Genomic DNA, 21,374 nt, shown 5'->3' with positions numbered 1-21,374 from the left:
CTTTTCTAACTCCTTTCTACTATTTTATTTTTATCAATAGTTGCATTTAATATAATTGTATTTCCATTTCCTTTTTTGTATTTAACTCTTATTTTTTTTATTAAAGGAGTTATATTTGTATTTTTAAATGATCTGATCTCAAGAGTGTATTCACCTTGAGGAAGTTGACTGATATCATAGTAACCTAAATAATCAGGAAGTGTGTTAGTAATCAAATTTCCTTTACTATCTTTTAGAGTAATTACTATTTCTGAAAGTATTTTTTCATCAAGTTGTAACTGTCCAGAGACACTGAAAAAAGGTTTAATTGGAATATCTACAAGAATATCCCCACTACCTGTTCCCTTAAGATAGAGTTTTGTATTATATAGATCATAGCCAGGAAATCTAATAATTGGTTTAAGTTCATAGAGTATATCATTGGGAATATTGTAAAAATATATGGGTTTTTTAGAGTTTGTTATCTTCTTTTCTCCATTAATTTCAATTTGAACATTCCCTACAAAGCTCTCCCCAATATCATATCTATTATTTCCATTTAAATCTAAAAAGCTTCTCACTTTAGCTCGAGAACTATCCATATTATCAATCGGTTTTCTAATATCCTTGAGATCCATAATTCTATTGAATCCAAGAGAAATATCGTAATTTCCATTATCTTTTGTATTCACATCAATTTTAAATAGATTGTCAAGCTCTATATTGAACTTAAAAGTTAGTTTTTCTCTCTCCTTTTTGTCATAGGAAAATTCAATAGAGTAGTTTACTCCACTGTTTCCTCTGATGTTGTACAGGGCTATTTTACTTTTTAGATCTCTTTCTCTTTCTGTTATGGAGTTATTCCATCTGATTCCATAATTATTAGGTAGGGAGTAATAGAGATTGGCCGAGTAAATATCATCTCTATTGTCAGCTCTCTCATATTCAAATGTAGTTAAAACCCTTCCAAAAGATTTAGAAATCTCCATATCCCAATTATATTCACTATATCTTTCGCCCTTCCAACTCTCTCTCCATTCATAGGATTGATTTAGTGTTAGAAAGGAGAAAGGTTGGTAGTTTAATGACAGAGTATCTAAATTTTTATCAGAATAGTATTCACTATAATTAGCTTTTTCATACTCAAAAGTTAAATCTGAAATTTTGATCTGTGTTTTTCCAAAAAAACTGTTACTCTTCCTATAGATATTTTTATTCAATATTTTTTCACTGTTTAGATCAATAGTATAGGTAATAAAATCAAGAGTATTTGTATATATAAGCTCCATACCACCAAACTCTAAATACTTTAAATCTCTGTTATTATCTTTATTAACCAATAATTTTGGAGATTTAGAGTAGCTACCACCAATTGTTAAAAAGTCAGTAATACCATAAAATATCTTGGAGTTAAATTCACTTCTTTTTCTATCATATGAATCTTCCAACTGAGAAATATCTAGTTGATATTGAAATTCACCTCTATTCTGTTGATTAAAATTATCAGCTGTTTCAATAGTTTTAATCTCTATTGTTCCGTTGGGGTTGTGTATTCTAAGAGTGTACTCTCTATTATCTCTAAGTTCCTTATTATCAAAAACAACTACTCCATTAACAGCATCTTGAATATCAATAGTGGTTCCTAGATAGATCAGTTCTACACGACTTCCAATTGGTACATTCTCTTTGATAATAAAGTTTTTTCCATTGTCATAATAGCCAAGATTTTTATCAATTGAGATAGATTTAATCCAACTATCGTTGAAGCTCTTTTCTCCCTTAAACTCTAAGTAGTGAGAGTAGGGTAAGTTATCATAACGTAGTTTTAAAAGATCCAATTTTCTGTTTTTTAAATCATAATTTCCAGTAAAAGTTCCATAGAGTAGATCGCTTTGATATATCAGTTTACCATTCCAATCACTATTTTTTTTCTTGGAAAATCTAGAAAAATATCGATTAAAATCAACTTGTAAATAACCTAAATTGATAAGCTGATGTTTATTTGTATAGTATATTTCATCAATGTTTTTTTTCTTTTCTAATAGGGATTTCGTTTCTTTTAGTCTATTGCTAATTTTATCAGGAAGGTTGTATTTAGAAGTTAGAGATAACTGTTGCTTATTGTTATCAATGTGAAAAGTTGAAGTGAAAATGTTTTTAAATAGATTGATACTAATATAATATCTATTCTCCTCTATATAAAAATCAGATTGTTTAAATTCTGCTGTTCTATTATCTTGTATAACCGTGAAATTTTTAAAATCAATCTCCACTTTATTTAAAGAATCTCCTAAATACATCGTTAATACACTATTTTTAAATTGATAGTTATTAAAATGTATTAATTTAAAGTAATCATCTAAGGATATATAATTTTTATTATTTCTAGTTAATATTTTTAAGTTGTTTGTTATTAGTTTTCTATCAATAAAAAGAGAGTATGAATAATCTTCTTTTAATCTACCCTCTAATTCTGCTTTTAAAAAAGCATAATCTTCATTAGTTATATAATTTTTAGCTTTTAATTGTTCTAGTTTTTCAATTGTTAATCTATCTTCTCCCAAAATAGTGGTACTTACTAAAATAAGAGAAGAGAGAAAAAAAATAATTTTTTTTTTCATTTAAGTCTTCTCCTATCTTAATTTAAAGATTTTGATCTCTTCATCACTATCAAAATCTTTAATCACCAGTTTTTTAGGTCTTTTATAATTTTTATCTTTTAAATAGTAAAATTCATTTTCCTTAAATTCAAGGGAATCCCCCTTATTTAAACGTAGATTTCCTAAGAAATATTCATCTAAATAAATCTTGTATCTTCCCTGCCTTTTACCTATATTGGTAATTGTTCCTTTTAATGTAACTCTATCACTGTTCTCTTCAATACCTATATTCTTTATCTCTAATTTTGGGAATATGTTGCCAGCATATCCATTTAATACAAGTTTGAAATCTGTATATACAGCAATAGAACTTTTTTCCTTTTTAATCTCTTCTTCATATACAGGAATCTCTCTAATACCTAAAATTGCAGAATACTCTCCTTCAGGAAGTGGTTCATAACTAGCTATATTGATCTTTATTATTCCCTCTTCTCCAGGTTTTAAAGTTAGAGAGTGTGGAAAATAGTTTATCCATTTTGACATATCTCTATCTTTATTGTTAGAAGGCTTTTCAACATAAACACGATAAAATATTGGTTTATCTGTTTGATTAAATAGTGAGTATTCTTGATAACTCCCCTCATCATCAATTTTTTTATCAAAGGAGAGAGGGTAGATATTAATATAGGCATATGTTACCTGTAAGGAGAGAAGAAAGAGTGTTATTAATTTTGTCATAAGATCTCCTATTTTAAAATAGGAAGAGATGGTTCTCTTCCTAATTGCCTAATATTTTGAATTTTTTGTGTATGTAACTACTAAATTTTGAGGAGTAGTAGTGTAAGTCTTTAAGTTTTCATAAATATATTGACTATTATCTTTGTTAGAAAGGGTTGAAGTAATAGAAAATTCAGCCTCAACATCTTTACCAATGGAATTTTTGTTGACAGAAGTGCTAATAGTTGTTTGTAGATTTGTGGTATCTACAAAGGGAATAATTTCACTAGTTCCACTTTTTCCATCAAAGCTTATTGAAATTTCACCTGTACTATAATTTCCCGGTGTTGTTTGAATAACTTTAAACTTTTCAGTAACTGGAGTAAGTCTAGAGATCTCTGTTCCATTCTTTATTTTTCCGTGGTTTAAAGTTATTTTATCAATATCATTTCCTTCAGAATTTACAATTTTGAAAGAGATATCTTCTGGGATAATTTCAACAGTAGCTTCAACAGGTACAGTGACACTATTTTTTGTTTCACTACTTGTTACAACCCCTTGAATAGCACCAAAACTAATTAAAGAGATTGAGCATGTTAAAAAAATAATTTTTTTCATAATAATATTACCTCACAATAAGTTGTTTAAATGTTTTTTACTTAAAGAAAGGAATTGTTTTTATTTTAAATAAAGTCACAATTCCCATAATTTCTTTAAATAATAGAAGTAATTACAATTAATACAGAATTACTAAAAAGTAAGAGTTAAAATATAAAAATATTGTAGAAATAATATCAAAAGTAATTGGTAATTATATGGTTGAAAGATGAAGAATGTGAAGAATAGATAAAAGTTTCTATTTTTATATTCTTAAAAAATTAATGTCAATAGATATAAATTAATAAAAATATATTGTTTTGTATTATTTTTTGATAACTTTTTAATAAAATAATAAAAAATTAACTTTTTTTATATTTTAAAATATAGTATAATATAATAATAAATGTAATATAGGAGGTTTTTGTAAAATGATTCAATATGAAAGTTTAGAAAAATTACATTTTAAAGGTGAAAATGTAGTTGAGGAATATCAAAAAAGAATTGAGAATTATTGTACTTATAATACTGAATTAAAAATTCATCCTATATTAAGAGGAGAAAGAGTGGTAAAGGAACAGTATTCTTTATTCTGTTTACCTATAAATGAAATTAATTTTCTTCAAGAAAAAATATTTTTAAATAGTAAAGAGATTATGGCACTAGATTCAGAGTTACCAAATGCTGCAAAGTTTGCTTGTATCAATGATATTATGACAAATGAAATTACTAAAACTAATGGAATCGAAGGGATACATTCGACCAAAAAAGAGATATATGAGAGTATGGAACAAAAGAAAAACACTCGTTACTCTGGTATTGTTAATAAATATACCCAAATTGTATTAAATAATATTGAAAATATTGATTCTCCAGAACAAATAAGAAAAATGTATGATGATATATTTTCAGAAGATATTTTAAAAAATCCAGAAAATAAATTAGATGGAGTTTTATTTAGAAATGGAAGAATAAATGTTTCAAATGGAACTAGTAACATACATAGTGGAGATCCTTCAGAAAACACCATAGTAGAGCATATTAGTGACTTAATTAAATTTATGAATAGAAAGGATATTCCTTCTTTGATAAAAGCTTCTATTGTTCATTATTATTTTGAGTATATACACCCATTCTATGATGGAAATGGAAGATTTGGAAGATTCCTTTTCTCTATGTATTTAGCGAGAAAAATAGATATTTATACAGGTTTATCTCTTTCTTATTCAATATTTGGAGATAGAAAAAAATATGCTGAACTTTTCTTAAATACTTCAAAAGTAAAAAATTATGGAGAGGTAACATTCTTTGTAATAGGCATGTTAAATTTCATTGTTAATGGTCAAGAAAGTATTATACAAATGCTTAAGGATAAGATATTAAAACTTAACTATGCAGAGAAGTATATAAAAAGTATTGAGTATTCTTTTAATCTCTCAGAGATTGAATGTAATATATTATTTATCTATATTCAAAACTATATTTTTGCTAAAGAAAATTCATTATCTGATAAGGAATTATTAAAATATGTAGAAGGAATAAAAAGTATTCAAACTTTAAGACGTCATTTAGATAATTTAACAGATTTAGGGTTAATTGATTTAAATTCAAAGAAACCTTTAATCAGAATTATAAGTAATACTATTAAGGAAGTGTTAGATTGATAATTCCATATGGCTATAAATGGAAATAGCTTTTGATATTATTCTGTATATAAAATAAAAAAATTGAGTAAAATAGCAGGTTTGTAGCAGATTGTAAATATTAAAAGGAGGAGAGATGGATAGGATAATCATGCATTATGATATGGACTGTTTTTATGCTTCAATAGAGATCAGAGATAATCCAAAATATAGAGGACTTCCATTAGTAGTAGGTGGCGGTGTAGTTACAACAGCTAGTTATGAAGCTAGAAAATATGGTATACACTCTGCTATGAGTGTTTTTGAAGCTAAAAAGCTTTGTCCTAATTTGCTAGTGATACCTGTTGATAAAGATAAATATATAAAGATTTCACAACAAATTCAAAGATTAGTTTTAAAAGTTACGGAAAAGGTGGAGTTTATAGCCTTAGATGAAGGTTATGTAGATATAACAGATATAGCAAAAAAGTATGATTCTTTGGATAAGTTTGCTAAAAAATTTCAAGAGAGAATAAAGCATCATACCAATCTAACTTGTTCTGTGGGAATAGGAATAAATAAATTGAGTGCTAAAATTGGAAGTGGAATAAATAAACCTGGGGGAAGATATATATTCAATTCACAGATGGAGTTTGCAACTTATATTGGACCAAAAGATATTAAGATAGTTCAAGGGGTAGGAAAAAAATTAAGAGAGTTATTAAATAGAGATGAAATATATAAAGTGGAGGATCTCCTGCCCTACACATTTCAAGAGTTGGTGAATAGGTATGGGAAATCTAGAGGTGAACTCTTATATCTCTCTTGTAGAGGAATAGATTATAGTGAAATTGAGTATAAAAGAGAGATACATTCCATTGGAAATGAAAATACTTACAGATATCCTCTTGATTCAGATGGGAATATTCAAAAGGAGTTAAATGATATATTTGAATACTCCTATCAAAGATTATTAAAAAAAGAGTTGATAAGTAAAACAATAATATTGAAAGTAAAATATAGTGATGGGAGTTTAATAACTCGCTCAAAGACTTTGTCAAGACCAACTGATGATAAAATAATACTTTTTGAAAATTTAGAATTATTGTTGGAGGAGATAGAGGAAAAGCCAATAAAACTATTGGGAATATCATTTGGTAATTTAATAAAAAAATCTATTAGGCAATTAAGTTTTTTTTAGGTATAATATAGAAAAAGGTGTATAATAGGTTGTGAAGCAAAAGGAGAGATAGCTATGGGATTATTAAGATTAATAGTATTTATAGGGATGTTTTTTGGAATAACTTATGGGATTGAGCTTGTTTTGCCACCATTTGGAAAGTTATTCTATACTAATCCGTTGGATATAATAGGATCAGTAGCTCAAGGAATATCTTATGGAGTGAATATAGCACCAAAATATGCCTTTGGATTAACAGTTTTCTTAATAGGACTTCCACCCCTAATAATAAGTATTCAGATTGGAAAAAAACTAAAAAAGAGTGGAAAATATAGATTTTAGAGTATTTTAAGGAGAAAATTAATGGAGTGGAAAGAGTATGGTATTCAGGATAAAGAGATAATTGATGAGTATCTAAAAGGAAAATTCAATATAAGTGATTATAATTTTACAAATCAATACCTATGGAGCATAGGAGAAGAGAGTAAATATAGGGTAGAGAATAATGTTTTGATAGTTAAAGGAGTTTTTGCAGAAGAGGAGTATTATTATATGCCTGTCCCTAAAGATAAGACAGATGATAATTTGAAGGCTTTAGTTGAGGTAATAAGGGAGATTATCCAAGATGGGCATAGAATAATCCTTGTTCCAGAAGAGTGGAAAGAGATCTTAGAGAAAAACTTTATTCTTGAAGAGAGAAGAGAGAGTTTTGATTATATCTATAACTCTAAAGACTTAGGAACTTTAAAAGGGAGAAAATATAGTAAAAAGAAGAACAAAATAAACAATTTTACTAAAACATACAATTACACTTATGAGAGAATCTCTGAAGATAATATTAATGAAGTAATTGAGTTTCAAAAAAATTGGTGTTTAGAAAGGGAGTGTGATACTATTCCTATACTAAAAAATGAAAACCTTGGAATAATGAATCTTTTAAATCATTATACTGAGATGGATTACATAGGGGCTATGATAAAGATAGAGAATAAAGTTATAGCTTATTCATTGGGAGAGATTCTAAATGATGACTATGGAGTAATTCATATTGAGAAGGGATTGAATGAGTATACAGGAAGCTATCAGTTAATAAATCAGCTATTTGCACAGAATGAGTTTTCTAATTGTAAATATATTAATAGGGAAGATGACTTTGGTGATGAAGGATTAAGAGAGGCAAAGGAGTCTTATCATCCAGCTTTCTTGCTAAAGAAATATGAGATAGTTGGATTAAAATAAAGGAGTGAGAGAGATGACAACAAAGATTTTAAAATCAATATCAATAGGATTAATATTAATGTTTCAATTAGCTTGTAATGGAAAAAATGTGGATAACAATTTAAAAGTTAACTCATTGGATTACAAAAGTGAGGAGAATGCAGTTGCTAAATATGAGTTAAAGATACCACAAATTGAAGATGAAAAGAGTGAGGATATAACTTATTTCAATGCTACAATGAAGGAGGAAATGAGATACATACTAGAAAATCTTTCAACTAGTGAAAATGATGGAAAAATACAAGATGCCTATGTTAATTTTGAAGAGTATAAAAACAATTTTGGTGTTCTATCAGTAACAGTATTATCAAGTGTATATACAGGTGGAGCACACTCTACAAATGGATTTGAGAGCTACAATATCAATTTAAAAGACAATAGCATTTTAACTTTTGATAAACTATTTACAGAAGAGGCTAAAGATTATTTTAATATGAAAATAAATGATATGATAAAAAATAAGGATAAGGTTTTAAACACTAATGGTGATGAAGTGATGTTCTTCGATAACTGTGAAGCTAATATAGCTAATGCCGTAGTGTATTTTGAAGGAGATAATGTTGTATTTGTATTCCATGAGTATGATTTATCACCATATTCAAGTGGTATGCCTGTATTTAAATTCGATAAAAAAGATGTAAAAAAATATCTAAATATCTAGTCTTAGTAAAAAAAGTTGATTTATATATACAAAAAGTGATATAATATTCTGTATTATATATTTAAACATAGGAGAAGTAATATGGAAATGAAAGATATCATTGCAAAAGTCAATTATTTTTCTAAAATAGCTAAGGAAAGAGAGTTGACTGAAGCAGAAAAAGAAGAGAGACAAAAATATAGACAACTTTACTTAGAGCAGTTCAAAGCTCAAGTTAGAGGTCATCTAGACAATATAAAGATCGTAGATGGAGAAGTTGAAAATAAAGGAAAAATTAAGATAATATAGTTTATGGGGGCATATACAATGGAAAAAGTTACAGTAAAATCTCTATTTAGAGAAACAGAAAAATACCTGGACAAAGAAGTAGTAGTAACAGGTTGGGTAAAAAAGATAAGAGATCAGAAGAACTTTGGTTTTATTGAAATCAATGATGGTTCATTCTTTAAGGGAGTTCAAGTTGTATTTGATACAAGATTGGCAAACTTTGAAGAGATTTCTCGTCTATCAATAATCTCTACAATAGAGGTAAAAGGAAAATTAGTAAAATCACAAGGTGCTGGACAAGCTTTTGAAATAGTAGCAGAAGAGATAAATGTATTTCAAAAAGCTGACTTAGATTATCCTTTACAAAATAAAAGACATACTTTCGAGTATTTAAGAACAAAAGCACACTTAAGACCAAGAACAAATACTTTTGCAGCAGTATTCAGAGTAAGATCTGTAGTTGCTTATGCAATACACAAGTTTTTCCAAGAGAACGGATTTGTATATGTACATACTCCAATCATAACAGGATCTGATTGTGAAGGTGCAGGAGAGATGTTCAGAGTAACAACTCTAGATATGAATAACCTACCTAAAAAAGAGGATGGAAGCATAGATAACAGTAAAGATTTCTTTGGTAAAGAGACTAACTTAACAGTAAGTGGACAATTAAGTGGAGAGACTTTCTGTTCAGCTTTTAGAAATATCTATACATTTGGACCTACATTTAGAGCAGAGAATTCTAATACAGCTAGACACGCTTCTGAGTTCTGGATGATAGAGCCTGAGATTGCTTTTGCTGATTTAGAAGCAAATATGGAATTAGCAGAATCAATGGTAAAATATATTATTAGATTTGTAATGGAACAATGTCCAGAAGAGATGGAATTTTTCAACAACTTCATAGAAAAAGGATTATTTGATAAGTTAAACAACGTATTAAATAATGAGTTTGGAAGACTTACATACACAGAAGCTATAGATATACTATTAAAATCAGGTAAGAAGTTTGATTACCCAGTTGAGTGGGGAATTGACTTACAAAGTGAGCATGAGAGATTCTTAGCTGAAGAGTATTTCAAAAAACCTGTATTCTTAACTGATTATCCAAAAGATATTAAAGCTTTCTATATGAAGCTTAATCCAGATGGGAAAACAGTTAGAGCTATGGACCTTTTAGCTCCTGGAATTGGAGAGATAATTGGTGGTTCTCAAAGAGAGGATAGTTTAGAGATATTAGAAAATAGAATAGTAGAGTTAGGAATGAGACCAGAAGATTATGAGTTCTATTTAGACTTAAGAAGATTTGGAAGCTTCCCACACTCTGGATATGGACTAGGATTTGAAAGAATAATAATGTACATTACAGGAATGACAAATATCCGTGACGTAATTCCTTTCCCTAGAACACCAAATAACGCAGAATTTTAATTAAGAGGAATTTATGATAAAATTTTTTATAATCTTAGCAGGATTGGGGTTACTATTTTATGTAGTAACCTACCCCTATGCATTTAAACTTTCAAGGAAGATACGTAGAGTATTGTCCTTTGAAGAGGTAACCTATATAGAGAATCAAGATTTTGATTATAGCAGAATATCTCCAGAAGATCAGAAAAAAAGATTGGTGATGGAGAGGAAAATCTTAAAAAATGAACATATAACTGAGGAGTTAGAGTATGTAGTGATAAAAAATTCAGATGAGAAAAGAGATGATCTTCCATGCTTAATTTTGCTTCACGGACTTAGAGACTCTTCAAATGATTGGTTAGAGAGAGGAAGAATAAGAGAGAATTATCTTACTCTTTTAGATCAGGGGAAGATAGATAAGTTGAATATCGTACTTATAAATTCTGGTTGTAATGGAATGTCTTGGTATACAAACTTCTATAGAGATAGACACAATAGATATGAGGAGTGTCTAGTAAAAGGATTGTTAAGTGAATTAAAGCAAGAGTTTCCAAAATCTCAATTTGGAATAGCAGGATTTTCAATGGGAGGTTATGGAGCCTTTAAATTGGGACTTAAGAATCTGGATATATTTAAGGTGATTGGAAGTTTCTCAGGAGCTATAAGCATAGTGAGAATGAGTGTTAATAGAAGGGTTATTAGAATTTTTAATTTCTTATACATACCCAAACAACTTTTTACAAATGAAGATAAACTACATTTTCTAAGAGTTTTTGGTTCGTGGGGGTATAAGATTTTAAAAGAGGATCCTTATACATTGACTAAAAGATTACCTGAATCAAAATATAGAGATAGATATTTTTATCTAAGTGTAGGAGAAAAGGATGTAGAGACACATCTGATGTTACAGCAGTGGCTAGACACTGTTAGAAGAATGAAAAAACATAAGTATAACTTTATAGGTTATCTTTGTAAAAATGAGACTCACACTTGGGAGTATGTAGCAAGAGATTTAAAAAATTTTTTAGTATATTTTAATGAGAAGATAAAATTATAGAGTTAGGGGCTGTTACAAATTACAGCCCCTTTTAACAAGGAGTTAAAATGAAAAAAATTATAAAAGAGATCATAGTAGTAGAGGGAAGAGATGATATCTCTGCTGTAAAAGCAGCTGTTGATGCTGAGATAATTCAAGTAAATGGTTTTGCTGTGAGAAAAAAAGGTACTATTGAAAGAATACAGGTAGCTGAAAAAAATAGAGGAATAATAATATTAACAGATCCAGATTATGCTGGAGATGAAATTAGAAAATATATACATAAATTTTTTCCAGAGGCAAAAGATGCTTATATAAGAAGAAGTGAAGGGACAAAAGATGGAGATGTAGGAGTTGAAAATGCATCACCAGAGGCTATTATTAAAGCTCTTGAGAAAGCAAGATGTACTGTGGCTGAGGAGTTACAGGAGAATTTTACTGTGGAGTATCTAATGGAGTGTGGACTAATTGGAGGAGCAACTTCTAGTGAGAGAAGAGAGAAAGTTGGTGGAAAATTAGGTATAGGGTACTCAAATGGAAAACAATTCCTTTCAAAATTAAATAGATATGGAATAAGTAGAGAGGAATTTGAAGAGGCTTTAAAAGAGATTTAAACAAACAAGTTGTTTATAAATTGAATTTAAATTTATATATAAATAGAAAAAATATTTATATTGAATAAATAGTTCTAAAAAAGTAGTTGAATTATTGTGAAATATGTGTTATATTAGAGATAAATGATAATAAATAAAAACTCATATATCCCTGTAATATGGTCAGGAGTCTCTACGGGTTGCCATTAGAATAACCCGCTATGAGTTGAAATTGTAAAATTCTTTTGTGGTATTTTTAAATATCAGTTTTTTGCTATTTCACTTCTAGATATATTCAGATAGATGAGAATAAAATTTTTAGGAGGAAAAAGTGAGAAATAGATCACCTTATCACTTAGATGGAGTTCCATCATTAAAAGAAGCTATACCATTAGGATTACAACATGTATTAGCCATGTTCGTAAGTAATATCACGCCGTTAATAATAGTAGCTGGAGCTCTAAAATTACCGTCTGAAACAAAAACTTTTCTAATTCAATGTACAATGTTTGTAGCTGGAGTGAATACTATGATACAAGCATATACTGTTGGACCTATCGGAGCCAAATTACCTATCGTTGTTGGTACAAGTTTTGCTTTTGTACCTGTTGCACTTTCAATTGGATTACAATATGGATATGAAGCTATATTAGGAGCTGCCTTAGTAGGTGGAATTTTTGAAGCATTCATAGGATTGATTATAAAGAAAATAAGAAGATACTTCCCACCAGTTGTAACTGGAGTTATTGTTTTATCTATTGGATTATCACTATTACCAGTTGGTGTATCAAATTTTGCTGGAGGAGTAGGAGCAGCAGATTTTGGTTCATTTTCAAACTTAACTTTAGGAATGATTGTTTTAATTACAGTTATCTATTTTAAACAGTTCACAAAGGGGATTACAAGTACAGGATCTATGTTTATAGGTACAGTAGTTGGATTTATAGTGGCTATATTTATGGGAAAAGTAGATTTATCAAGCATAACTACAGCTGGATATTTCAATGTTCCAAGACCATTTACATATGGATTAACTTTTCACCTAGATGCTTGCCTAGCTATGATAATGATGTATATAGTATCAGCTGTTGAAACAGTAGGAGATATGTCTGGAGTTACTATGGGTGGTGCTAATAGAGAGTTGACAGATAGAGAGTTATCTGGAGGAATATTAGCTGATGGAATAGGAAGTTGTATAGCAGCTAGTTTCTCAATATTACCAACTACATCATTCAGTCAAAATACTGGACTTGTGACAATGACAGGAGTTATGAGTAGATTTGTAGTAGGGGTAGGGGCAGCATTCTTAATCTTAGGAGCTTTTATTCCAAAAGTAGGTGCGATACTTTCAATAGTTCCACCAAGTGTAATTGGAGGAAGTTTGGTAATGGTATTTGCTATGATCTCAATATCTGGAATTAACCTTATAACTAAGGAGCCATTAAAAGGAAGAAACGCTTTAATACTTTCGGTTTCTTTAGGATTAGGTTATGGATTGGGAAATGTTCCAGCAGCATTAAATAATTTCCCAGAGAGTATAAGACTTATATTTGGGGGATCTGGAATAGTTGTTTCAGGATCTATAGCAGTAATATTAAATTTGATACTACCTTTAGATGAAGAGTTAGATAATAAAAAAGTAGAAGAGAACAAAATAAAAGCATAAATTTATTAGTTATTAGGAGGTTAGTTTTGTTTAGCTTTAAAAATTATATAGCTGTAACTTCTTTGGAAGAGGCTTATGATGAACTATTAAAAAATAAAAAAAATATTATATTGGGGGGAACCTCTTATTTAAGAATGGGGAATGTAGCCTATAATACAGCTATTGATCTATCTAATCTTGAATTGGACTATATAAAAGAGGGAGAAACTTGTATTCATATAGGAGCAATGGCAAGTTTTAGAGATTTAGAGATAAATGAAATTACTCAACAACTATTTGATGGAGTGTTGGATAGATGTGTGAGAGGAATATTGGGAGTACAGTTTAGAAGTAATGTCAGAGTAGGAGCTACTGTATTTTCTAAATATGGATTTTCAGATTTAATTCCAACTCTATTAGCAATGGATTCCACTGTTGTTTTATACAAAGGTGGAGAGATCTCTTTGGAGGAGTATTTGAAAGAGGAGAGCCTAAGAAGAGATATTTTGGTGGAGATCAAGATAAAAAAAGAGGGAAGAGGATCTTTCCAAAGTATTAGAAAGAGTAAGACAGATTATGCTATAACAAATACTTGTGTAACTAAGATTGATAATAAGATAAGAGTAGCTATTGGAGTAAGACCTGGAAAAGCTGTATTATCTTATAGAGCTATGGAGATTTTAAATAATAATGAGAGGACAGAAGAGATAATAGATAGAGCTTGTGAAGCTATGAGTGAAGAGATTAGTTTTGGAAGTAATATGAGAGGAACAGCTGAATATAGAAGAGCTGTTTCTAAAAATCTTGTAAAAAGAGCAATTCAGGAGGTATTATAATGATATTAACTCTTAATGTGAACGGAAGAAAGAGAGAGATTTCAATATCTCCTGACGAATATTTACTTGATGTATTGAGAAAGTTGGGTTATTTAAGTGTAAAGAGAGGTTGTGATACAGGCTCTTGTGGTCTATGTACAGTTCTTGTAGAGGAGAAACCTGTACTTTCTTGTAGTACTCTAGCAGTGAGAGCTCAAGGGAAAAAAATAACAACTATTGAGGGTTGTCAGGAGGAAGCAAAAAGATTTGCAGAATTTATGGCAGCAGAGGGAGCAGAACAGTGTGGATATTGTGCTCCAGGATTTACATTGACAGTATTGGCTCTTATGAAAGAGAATGAGAATCCAACAGATGAGGAGATTTTACACTATTTAAATGGAAACCTATGTAGATGTAGTGGATATATATCTCAACTTAGAGCTATTAAAAACTTTATGGAGGCAGAGAAAAGATAATGAGATTTGTAAATAAAGAGATGAAAAAAATAGATGGAATAGGTCTTATTACAGGAAAGCCATTCTATACTGAAGATCTAGTTGCAAACCAAGAGTATCTGATAGTAAAGCTTTTAAGATCTCCTCATGCCTATGCTAAGATAAAGAGCATAGATACAACAATAGCTTTGAAAGTTCCAGGAGTAGAGGGAATTTATACATACAAAGATGTACCACAAACTATGTTTACATTGGCAGGACAATCTTATCCAGAGCCATCTCCATATGATAGAAAGATTTTAGATGAATATGTGAGATACGTGGGAGATCCTGTAGCTATAGTAGCAGCAGTTGATGAAGAATCAGCTGAAAAAGCTATGAAGCTTATAAAGGTAGAGTATGAAGTTTTAGAGGCAGTAGTAGACTATGAAAAAGCTCTAGACTCACATATTTTAGTACATAAAGATAGAGCACATATAAACTATGACACTATAGGTTATGATAATAAAAGGAACTTAGCTTCCTCTTATTTACAGGAAAAGGGAGATGTAGAGAAAGGATTCTCAGAAAGTGAAGTAATAATTGAAAATACTTACTACACACAACCTCAAATTCATGCAATGATGGAAACATATAGATCAGCTTCATATTTTGATGTATACGGAAGATTGACAGTGATCTCTTCTACACAGATACCTTTTCATGTTAGAAGACATCTAGCTAGAGCCTTAGATTACCCAAGTAGTAAGATAAGAGTTATCAAACCAAAATTAGGTGGAGGTTTTGGAGGGAAACAGACTTCTGTATGTGAGATATATACAGCTTTTGTAACATTAAAAACTGGAAAACCATCTAAGATCATATATACAAGAAAAGAGACACAAGCTTATTCAAACACTAGACATGGAATGAGATTAACAGTAAAAATTGGTTCAGATAGAGAGGGAAATATAAAGGCTATAGATATAAAAGTATTATCAAATACAGGAGCTTATGGAGAACATGCTCCAACAGTTACATCTCTAGTAGTGTATAAAACATTCCCATTATATGAGAAAGTACCAATGAGATGTAAGGCTGATATAGTTTATTCGAATACTATGGTTGGGGGAGCATTTAGAGGATATGGAGCTACTCAGGGGACATTTGCTGTGGAGTCAGCTGTAAATGAGTTAGCACACAAATTGGGAATGGATCCAACAGAGATTAGAATGAAAAACTTAGTTGATCAATCTGAAACTGTAAGTGGAGATATAAAAAAATGTATCCAAATTGGAAAAGAGGCTTTTGATTGGAAAAATAGAAAAGTAGTGGATATGGGAAATGGAAAAGTCAGAGCTTCAGGAATGGCTGTAACTATGCAAGGGTCAGGAATAGCAGGTTTAGATACAGGATCAGCAACTGTAAAATTCCACGATAGTGGAGATTTTACACTTATGATAGGTGTAACAGATATGGGACAAGGTTGTGATACTGTTCTAACTCAGATGGCAGCTGAAATATTGGAAGTTCCAATGGATAAGATAGTATTGAATGCAGCAGATACAGATGTATCACCTTATGATCCGGGAGCATATGCTTCAAGTGGGACATATGTAACAGGAAATGCTGTTATAATAGCTTGTGAAAAGATGAAAAAAGAGATTTTAGCTTCAGCTTCTAAACTTATGAATAAAGATATAGATGAATTGCAATATACTGGAGAGTATGTTGAAGCTAAAGATGGAACAAGATTGACTTTAAAAGAGATAGCTATAAGAAGTGTAGGATTTGAAGGGAAAAATCAGATAACTACAACAGGAACTTGGGGAGGAGAAAATTCACCACCACCATTTATAGCTAGTTTTGCAGAAGTTGAAGTGGATACATTAACAGGAGAAACTAATGTAGTTGATTTCCTTTCAGTTGCTGATTGTGGAACACCAATTAACCCAGCTCTAGCAAGAGTACAGGTAGAGGGAGGAATAGCTCAGGGGATAGGATTAGCACTTACTGAGGAGATAACTATTGACAAAAATGGAAAACTTTTACAAGATACATTGATGCAGTATAAGATACCTTCAAGAAAGGATTTAGGACCAAAAGTAGGGGTGTTGTTCAGTTACTCAAATGAACCAACAGGACCATTTGGAGCTAAATCAATAGGTGAGGTAGTTATAAATACACCAGCTCCAGCAATAGCTGATGCAATATATATGGCAACAAAATCAAGAGTTAGAAGTCTGCCTATAACTAGTGAAAAATTATTCTGGGAAATGTATTCAAAATAATTGTAGATTGTGATATAATATACAAATATCATTAATTTAGAAGTAAATATTGGAGGCTTATTTCAGATGAAATTATTAAAAGATTATATTTTAAATACGGGAAAAACAATTGATTCAAAAATCTTGAAAGTAGATAATTTTTTAAATCACCAAATCGATCCCGTTTTGATGATGAAAATGGGAGAAGAGTTTAAAAAGAGATTTGAAGGGGTAGAGATAAATAAGATTCTTACAATAGAAGCTTCGGGAATAGCTGTGGGATTAGCAGCTGCATATGTTCTTAATGTTCCTTTGGTATTTGCTAAGAAGAGAGTACCTTCTACAATGTCAGATTTTTATACATCAAAGGTTTACTCTTTTACTAAAAATAAAGAGTATACTATCTGTGTAGGAAAAGATTTTTTAAATCCAGAGGATAGAGTTTTGATAATAGATGATTTTTTAGCTATGGGAAATGCTGTACTAGGGTTAAAAGAGTTAGTAGACCAAGCTGGAGCTAAGGTAATGGGTGTAGGAATAGCTGTTACTAAAGGATTCCAAGGTGGAGAAAAGCTATTACAAGATCAAGGATTGAGAGTTGAATCTCTAGCTGTAGTAGAGTCACTAGAGAATGGAGAGATCAAGTTTAGATAAAAAAAGATTGACAAATATTTAATATGGGTGTATTATAACAACATATAAAAAATTAAAAAGGAGATTATTATGAAAAAGAGTTTTGTTTTACTAAATTTAAAAACAGTTCATCATCACCATCATAGGTAGAGAGTTTGTTTTGTGAAGATTGATTCATAGATACAGACTCTAATTGACGTGCAATTGAGAATGTGTCTATGATGGTAAAACAAAAGATTTCATAATTTAGTTAGCCATCTGGATAAAAACAGATGGCTTTTTTTATTAATTATTTCAGGAGGTATAGAGATGAAAAAAATTATAATAACTATGGTGATGATGCTAAGTTTGATTGTAACTTCTTTTGGAGCTGATAGATCTTTGGAAGATGTGAAGAAAAAGGGATATTTTACAGTTGGATTAGATGCCACATTTGCACCTATGGGTTATAGAGATGAGAATGGGGAGATAGTTGGATTTGATATAGATTTAGCTAAAGAGGTAGCTAATAGAATGGGAGTAGAGGCAAAATTCAGACCTTGTGAGTGGGATGCTATCATATTTGATTTGAGAAGTAAAAATATAGATATGGTATGGAATGGAATGACAATCACTCCAGCAAGAGAGAAACAGGTGCTATTTACTAAAGCATATTTAAATAATAACCAGATAATATTCTCAAGAAAAGATAGTGGAACAATGACAACAGCAGATTTAGCTGGAAAAGTTGTAGGAGTACAGTTGGGAAGTTCTGGAGCTCAAGCTGTTGAGGATAGTAGCATTAAGAGTGAGATTAAAGAGTTAAAAAAATATGCAACTAATGTAGAAGCTCTTATGGATTTGGAAGCGGGAAGATTGGACGCTGTAGTTATGGATGAAGTTTCTGGAAAGTACTATAATCAGAAAAAATCAACATTGAACTATTCAGTTGAAAATCTAGCAGAAGAGGGATATGGAGTGGCACTGAGAAAACAGGATAAGGCTTTGACTGACGAGATTAACCAAAAACTTGATGAGATGAGAGCAGATGGAACATTTGATAAGATTAAAGAGAAATGGCTAGGAAAATAATAGAGATTAGAAGGAGATAGGAATGGAAGAGAACATATTATATATATTACAGGGATTGGGATTAACAGTAAAATTATACATAGTAACAATGGTTTTTTCACTACCTTTAGGTGTGGTATTATCATTGGGAAGAATATCAAAAAATAGCATAGTAAACAATGGAATACAGATATATACTTGGATATTTAGAGGAACACCTCTATTGCTACAACTATTCTTTGTATATTATGGATTACCTGTAATAGGAATTACACTATCTCCTTTTACAGCAGCATCTCTTACATTTATAATTAACTATACAGCATATTTTTGTGAGATATTCAGAGGAAGTATATTGGGAATAGATAAGGGACAGTATGAAGCTGCAAAGGTTTTAGGTATGAATTATTGGCAGACTATGAGAAGAATAATAATTCCTCAAGCTCTAATTACAGCTTTGCCACCACTAGGAAATGAGGCTATTGCTCTTATAAAAGATACATCTTTAGTATCAGCAATAGGAATGGCAGAGATATTAAGAAACTCAAGAGAGATAGTAACTAGGGATTTTTCAATAACTCCATTTATAATCTGTGCTGGGGTATACTTAGTTCTATCAACAGTTGTAGTAATTTTCTTTAAAAGAATGGAAAAAAAGGTGATGATATAATGATTATAAAGATAAGAGATCTATATAAAAACTATGATAATGATGTAAAAATATTAAAAGGTGTAAACTTAGATATAGAAAAAGGAGAGGTAATCTCAATAATAGGAGCATCTGGTGGTGGAAAATCAACTCTTTTGAGATGTATGATTGGACTTGAAAAGATAGATGGTGGGAGCATAGAGACACCAGATAGAAAGAAAATGGGAATGGTATTCCAAAATTTTAATCTTTTTCCACATAAGACAGCTCTACAAAATATAATGGAGTCTTTAGTTATAGTTGATAAGATGTCAAAAGAGGAGGCTAAGAGAGTGGGGCTTGAGTTGTTGGAAAAAGTTGGATTGAAAGAGAGAGCAGATTTCTATCCAAAGGCACTATCTGGTGGACAGAAACAGAGGGTAGCAATAGCTAGAGCAATGGCAAAAAATCCAGAGGTTTTACTTTTTGATGAGCCTACTTCAGCTTTAGATCCAGATATGGTAAATGAGGTTTTAAATGTAATTCAAAATTTAAAAGATACAACTGATATGACTATGGTAATAGTGAGTCACGAGATTGATTTTGTAAATAAAATCTCTGATAGAATAGTTGTAATGGAAAATGGGAATATAAAGGAGATAAGAGAGAATAGATAAGAATAGAGAGGTTTTAACTGCTATTTAAGGTTAAAATCTCTTTTTTTTATGTTTTTATAAAAATTATTTTTTATAAAAATATAAAAATGAAAAAATAATTATGAAATTATTGACAAATAGATTAGTTCTGTGCTAAAGTATATTCATAAAAATAGCTGAGGAGGGGTTAAATCTGTTGTGAATAATATATAACTTCATATAAAAATCTACAAAATATTGAAAGATTATGATATAATACTATTGAGGTGATAACATGAAATATTACTCAATAGGAGAATTTGCAGATAAAATAGGAAAAACAATTCAAACTCTTAGAAATTGGGATAAGAATAATACTTTTAAACCTGCTTATGTAACTGTTGGTGGAACAAGATATTATTCTCAAGAACAACTTAATAATTTTTTAGGACTGAAAATAAAAACTAAAATAAATAAAAAAATTATTGGTTATTGTAGAGTTAGTTCAAACAAACAAAAAGATGACCTTGAAAGACAAATTGAAAATGTAAGAACATATATGTTCGCAAAAGGTTATCAATTCGAGATAATAACAGATATTGGAAGCGGTATCAACTATAATAAAAAAGGACTAAATCAATTGATTGATATGATTACTAATTCAGAGATTGATAAAATAGTAATTCTTTACAAAGATAGATTAGTTAGATTTGGATATGAATTGATAGAAAATTTATGTGAAAAGTATGGAACAACAATCGAAATTATTGATAATACAGAGATAACTGAAGAACAAGAGTTAGTAGAAGATTTAATTCAAATAGTTACTGTATTTAGTTGTAGACTTCAAGGAAAAAGAGCTAATAAAGCAAAAAAAATGATTAAGGAGTTAATAGAAGATGATACTTGCAAAGAAAGTTAGATTGTATCCAACCAAAGAGCAAGAACAGAAATTATGGCAATCTGTAGGAATTGCTAGATTTATCTATAATTATACTCTTGCGAAACAGGAAGAAAATTATAGAAATGGTGGTAAATTTATTAGCGATGGAATTATCAGAAAAGAATTAACTCAACTAAAAAAGTCAGAACTAATTTGGTTGAATGAAGTATCAAACAATGTTACCAAACAAGCTGTAAAAGACGCTTGTAATGCCTATAAAAATTTTTTTAAAGGTTTAGCTAATAAGCCAAAATTTAAGAGTAAAAAGAAAAGTAAACCTAGTTTTTACAATGATACTTCAAAATTAAAAGTTAAAGAGAAAAAAGTCTTAATTGAAAAAGTAGGTTGGATAAAAACAAATGAACAAATACCTACTGAAGT

The 21,374-nt window shown here is 30.0% G+C and carries 22 protein-coding genes and 1 riboswitch; of the genes, 19 read left to right on the top strand and 3 right to left on the bottom strand.

Annotation, left to right across the window (positions count from 1 at the left end; all coding sequences use genetic code 11):
• Positions 1–5: 5 nt before the first annotated feature.
• The 3 genes from QZ286_RS02340 to QZ286_RS02330 are packed head-to-tail and all read right to left on the bottom strand — an operon-like array spanning position 6 to position 3,914.
• Complete coding sequence (locus QZ286_RS02340; RefSeq protein ID WP_291255371.1) at positions 6–2,600, bottom strand: hypothetical protein; 2,595 nt, start codon at positions 2,598–2,600, stop codon at positions 6–8.
• A gap of 12 nt (positions 2,601–2,612) precedes the next feature.
• Positions 2,613–3,317, bottom strand: a complete 705-nt coding sequence (locus tag QZ286_RS02335; RefSeq protein ID WP_291255370.1) for a hypothetical protein — start codon at positions 3,315–3,317, stop codon at positions 2,613–2,615.
• A 48-nt stretch (positions 3,318–3,365) separates the two neighbouring features.
• Positions 3,366–3,914, bottom strand: a complete 549-nt coding sequence (locus tag QZ286_RS02330) for a hypothetical protein (protein WP_291255369.1) — start codon at positions 3,912–3,914, stop codon at positions 3,366–3,368.
• A gap of 410 nt (positions 3,915–4,324) precedes the next feature.
• Between QZ286_RS02330 and QZ286_RS02325 the strand changes: the two genes are divergently transcribed.
• The 19 genes from QZ286_RS02325 to QZ286_RS02235 form a co-directional block, all read left to right on the top strand.
• Complete coding sequence (locus QZ286_RS02325) at positions 4,325–5,557, top strand: Fic family protein (RefSeq protein WP_291255368.1); 1,233 nt, start codon at positions 4,325–4,327, stop codon at positions 5,555–5,557.
• 115 nt (positions 5,558–5,672) lie between these two features.
• Complete coding sequence (gene dinB, locus QZ286_RS02320; RefSeq protein WP_291255367.1) at positions 5,673–6,716, top strand: DNA polymerase IV; 1,044 nt, start codon at positions 5,673–5,675, stop codon at positions 6,714–6,716.
• A gap of 54 nt (positions 6,717–6,770) precedes the next feature.
• Positions 6,771–7,037: a hypothetical protein gene (locus QZ286_RS02315; protein ID WP_291255366.1), complete on the top strand. Its 267-nt coding sequence runs from the start codon at positions 6,771–6,773 to the stop codon at positions 7,035–7,037.
• 21 nt (positions 7,038–7,058) lie between these two features.
• Positions 7,059–7,934, top strand: a complete 876-nt coding sequence (locus QZ286_RS02310; RefSeq protein ID WP_291255365.1) for a phosphatidylglycerol lysyltransferase domain-containing protein — start codon at positions 7,059–7,061, stop codon at positions 7,932–7,934.
• 13 nt (positions 7,935–7,947) lie between these two features.
• On the top strand, positions 7,948–8,634 hold the full coding sequence (locus tag QZ286_RS02305; RefSeq protein ID WP_291255364.1) for a DUF4163 domain-containing protein: 687 nt from the start codon (positions 7,948–7,950) through the stop codon (positions 8,632–8,634).
• Positions 8,635–8,715: 81 nt separating this feature from the next.
• On the top strand, positions 8,716–8,922 hold the full coding sequence (locus tag QZ286_RS02300; protein ID WP_291255363.1) for a DUF896 domain-containing protein: 207 nt from the start codon (positions 8,716–8,718) through the stop codon (positions 8,920–8,922).
• 18 nt (positions 8,923–8,940) lie between these two features.
• Positions 8,941–10,332 (top strand): asparagine--tRNA ligase, encoded by a 1,392-nt coding sequence (gene asnS, locus QZ286_RS02295; RefSeq protein WP_291255362.1) that lies wholly within the window; start codon positions 8,941–8,943, stop codon positions 10,330–10,332.
• A gap of 13 nt (positions 10,333–10,345) precedes the next feature.
• A complete protein-coding gene (locus tag QZ286_RS02290) occupies positions 10,346–11,368 on the top strand; it encodes an alpha/beta hydrolase-fold protein (protein WP_291255361.1) in 1,023 nt (340 codons plus the stop codon).
• 47 nt (positions 11,369–11,415) lie between these two features.
• The gene (gene rnmV, locus QZ286_RS02285) at positions 11,416–11,961 is read left to right on the top strand and encodes a ribonuclease M5 (protein ID WP_291255360.1); all 546 of its coding nucleotides are present in this window, start codon (positions 11,416–11,418) and stop codon (positions 11,959–11,961) included.
• A gap of 121 nt (positions 11,962–12,082) precedes the next feature.
• A riboswitch (purine riboswitch) is annotated at positions 12,083–12,182 on the top strand.
• A gap of 89 nt (positions 12,183–12,271) precedes the next feature.
• On the top strand, positions 12,272–13,606 hold the full coding sequence (locus QZ286_RS02280; RefSeq protein WP_291255359.1) for a nucleobase:cation symporter-2 family protein: 1,335 nt from the start codon (positions 12,272–12,274) through the stop codon (positions 13,604–13,606).
• A gap of 26 nt (positions 13,607–13,632) precedes the next feature.
• Positions 13,633–14,421, top strand: coding sequence for an FAD binding domain-containing protein (locus QZ286_RS02275; protein ID WP_291255358.1), 789 nt, complete (start codon positions 13,633–13,635; stop codon positions 14,419–14,421).
• The gene (locus QZ286_RS02270) at positions 14,421–14,876 is read left to right on the top strand and encodes a (2Fe-2S)-binding protein (protein WP_291255357.1); all 456 of its coding nucleotides are present in this window, start codon (positions 14,421–14,423) and stop codon (positions 14,874–14,876) included. Before QZ286_RS02275 ends, QZ286_RS02270 begins: the two co-directional genes overlap by 1 nt.
• Positions 14,876–17,125 carry a molybdopterin cofactor-binding domain-containing protein gene (locus QZ286_RS02265; protein ID WP_291255356.1) on the top strand — a complete coding sequence of 750 codons (2,250 nt, stop codon included), beginning with the start codon at positions 14,876–14,878 and terminating at the stop codon, positions 17,123–17,125. Before QZ286_RS02270 ends, QZ286_RS02265 begins: the two co-directional genes overlap by 1 nt.
• Before the next feature lie 66 nt (positions 17,126–17,191).
• Positions 17,192–17,758, top strand: coding sequence for a xanthine phosphoribosyltransferase (locus QZ286_RS02260; RefSeq protein ID WP_291255355.1), 567 nt, complete (start codon positions 17,192–17,194; stop codon positions 17,756–17,758).
• A 288-nt stretch (positions 17,759–18,046) separates the two neighbouring features.
• Positions 18,047–18,808, top strand: coding sequence for an amino acid ABC transporter substrate-binding protein (locus QZ286_RS02255; protein ID WP_291255354.1), 762 nt, complete (start codon positions 18,047–18,049; stop codon positions 18,806–18,808).
• Between the two features lie 22 nt (positions 18,809–18,830).
• Positions 18,831–19,457, top strand: a complete 627-nt coding sequence (locus QZ286_RS02250; RefSeq protein WP_291255353.1) for an amino acid ABC transporter permease — start codon at positions 18,831–18,833, stop codon at positions 19,455–19,457.
• Positions 19,457–20,092 (top strand): amino acid ABC transporter ATP-binding protein, encoded by a 636-nt coding sequence (locus tag QZ286_RS02245; protein WP_291255352.1) that lies wholly within the window; start codon positions 19,457–19,459, stop codon positions 20,090–20,092. The genes QZ286_RS02250 and QZ286_RS02245 overlap by 1 nt, the downstream gene beginning before the upstream one ends.
• A 253-nt stretch (positions 20,093–20,345) precedes the next feature.
• Positions 20,346–20,972, top strand: coding sequence for an IS607 family transposase (locus QZ286_RS02240; protein ID WP_291255351.1), 627 nt, complete (start codon positions 20,346–20,348; stop codon positions 20,970–20,972).
• Positions 20,950–21,374, top strand: a 425-nt coding sequence (locus QZ286_RS02235) for a transposase (RefSeq protein ID WP_291255350.1), incomplete at its 3' end; no start/stop codon positions are given. The genes QZ286_RS02240 and QZ286_RS02235, both read left to right, overlap by 23 nt.

It is taken from the genome of Fusobacterium sp., from assembly GCF_019012925.1.
GTDB lineage: Bacteria > Fusobacteriota > Fusobacteriia > Fusobacteriales > Fusobacteriaceae > Fusobacterium_A.
The sequence above is the reverse complement of the archived record's forward strand: the minus strand, read 5'-3'. Positions and strand labels throughout refer to the sequence as shown.